The organism is Candidatus Aegiribacteria sp., from assembly GCA_021108005.1.
Classification (GTDB): Bacteria; Fermentibacterota; Fermentibacteria; order Fermentibacterales; family JCC-6; genus Aegiribacteria.
In genome coordinates, this window is record JAIORS010000157.1 from 1 (window position 1) to 2,232 (window position 2,232).

The following is a 2,232-nucleotide window of genomic DNA, read 5'->3' on the forward strand; positions in this document are numbered from 1 at the left end:
TGTCAACACCGGTTTAGAATGCAACAGATTCACCGGTTTTGATGCAACACTTTTCAGTGTTTATCCTCCTTTCTGTTTGCCTGCTCAATTATCTGCCCTATAGTTCTGTGTTCCTTTAACCTGTAACTTTGTCCCTGAATATTGATCGTTACTGAATAGTGGAGCAATCTATCAAGAATTGCTGACGCCATCACACGATCAGGAAGAATGTCTCCCCATGATCCCCATGATTTATTCGAAGTCATGATGATCGATTTGCGCTTCTGGTATCTCATGGCGACAAGGTCGAAGAAGAACACGCTTTCATCCTGATCCAGCTTTGTGTATCCAACCTCATCTATGATGAGAATTTCGGGTCTTGCAAATACGGTCAGGAGCCTGTCCTTATGACCTCTTAAGCTGTAACTCCTGTACTTCCTGCAAAGATTACTCATGGTCACGAAGTAGACTCTGTTACTGGCTTCTATGGCTTTGACTGCAAGCCCGACAGCAAGATGGGTCTTACCTACTCCGGGAGGACCCAGGAGAAGAACATTTGTACCTTCAGAGATGAAGTTAAGAGTGGCCAGCCTGCCTACAAGCTGTTCATCAACGGATGGTTGTGATGAGAAGTCGAATTCCTCAAGGCTTCTTCTGTAGGGAAGCCCTGAGAACCTGTAGTTGATCTCAACCCTCCGCTGATGCCGTGCTTTCAGCTCGATATCAAGCAACCTGTCAATTATCTCGATTGCTGAGAGTTCCTCAACTCTGCCTGCCTCAAGAACATTATCAAGCGCAGAGTATGCAGTGGTCATTTCCAGCTTTTCAAGATTACTTTTTACAGTCTCATACGACAACGCTGTCTGCACAAGCAACCTCCTCGTAAATATCCAGAGATCTCTCATCAACTGCAGGAACTTGATTAAACTTCGGCTGCCTTGAAGCAGTGGCTTTGTATCGGGGTTTCCGGCTAAGTTCCCTGCGCCTGGCAGCATGCAGGGGATCAATCTGATCCTGTGAGCCGGAAGATGCGATAATGTGCCTGCCCACGAGCTGTTCTTCATGATGAATCCTGAGTACATTATCCGTGCTTACCGTAACCGTTACAGGAACACCACGCTTCCTTTTCAAGAGGATTGAAGGATCAACCGAGTATCTGACACCACGGAAGGATATCATGCCGTCATGATCCGCAAGACGGTCATATCTCTCTACGCTGGGATAACAATCCGCCTGGACTTTACCCATGGCAGCCCGGTCAATAACAAGCCTGTCAACTGGACGTTCCTTTGTGGTCCCATGAACGCGTACATTGGCTGTTTCCGCAAGCCATATGCGAAGCTGTCTGTTCAGATCATCCAAATCCGTAAAACTTCTCCCCTCAAGGAAGGAGTGCTTTACATAGCCTATACCTCGTTCAACCTTACCTTTAGCCTGTGGCCAGTACGGAGGACAGGCCACTGTTTTGAACCCGTACCAGGAGCCAAACTCCAGGAAGTCGCTGTTTACAACAGCAGGTGAAGATTGGCTCCTCGCAATGTCTATCGCCTGCTTCATATTATCAACTATTACTTCCCGGGGAACGCCTCCTATATCAAGGAAGCCCTTCTCAAGAAGACGCATAAGTTCAGGACGCCTGGTGGTTGTTGTAAATTCACCCCACATGTAACGTGAGTAACCGAGAACTATCAGAAATAGATTCAGTTTTCGGGGGATGCCACCAACCATGATGTAACCGCAATCGCCCCAGTCTATCTGTCCCTGACGCCCCGGATCCGTCTCAAACCTGTCTACCACCTTTTGTATGTAGCCCGACTTTACTGTCAACATAAAGTCCCGGAGAATGGTAATGCGTCCCGTGTAACCCAACTCCTGTATCTCTCGTAGCACTACAGATCCTGGTAAGTTGTAATCCCGAAGGCGTGAACGAATGTAATCCCTGTAAGGATCAAGCTTGCTCTTACGCTTGCGTTTACCACACTCTGCATCATTCAACCATCGGTGAACCGTTGTTCTATGAACTCCGAGATCTGACGCTATATTGGTCTTTGAAAGACCCTGCTCATTCAGATGTCTTGCCATTCGAACCCTTTCTGAGATATTATCCACTCAGGCCTCCTTGTTGCCGGCTTACGCCATTCCGCAGTTTTAGGGAACAACGGAATATGCAACCGGGAGGCCGCTTCTATAAATTCTCAAAAAAGTGTAGCATCTATTCCGGTGAATGTGTAGTATCTAAAACCGGTGGTGACA

General features: G+C 47.4%; 2 protein-coding genes. Both read right to left on the reverse strand.

What is annotated here, in order from left to right:
* Nucleotides 1–53: 53 nt before the first annotated feature.
* Nucleotides 54–848 (reverse strand): IS21-like element helper ATPase IstB, encoded by a 795-nt coding sequence (gene istB / locus K8S15_09865; GenBank protein ID MCD4776340.1) that lies wholly within the window; start codon nucleotides 846–848, stop codon nucleotides 54–56.
* A complete protein-coding gene (istA, locus tag K8S15_09870; GenBank protein ID MCD4776341.1) occupies nucleotides 826–2,088 on the reverse strand; it encodes an IS21 family transposase in 1,263 nt (420 codons plus the stop codon). Before istA ends, istB begins: the two co-directional genes overlap by 23 nt.
* Between the last annotated feature and the right edge of the window lie 144 nt (nucleotides 2,089–2,232).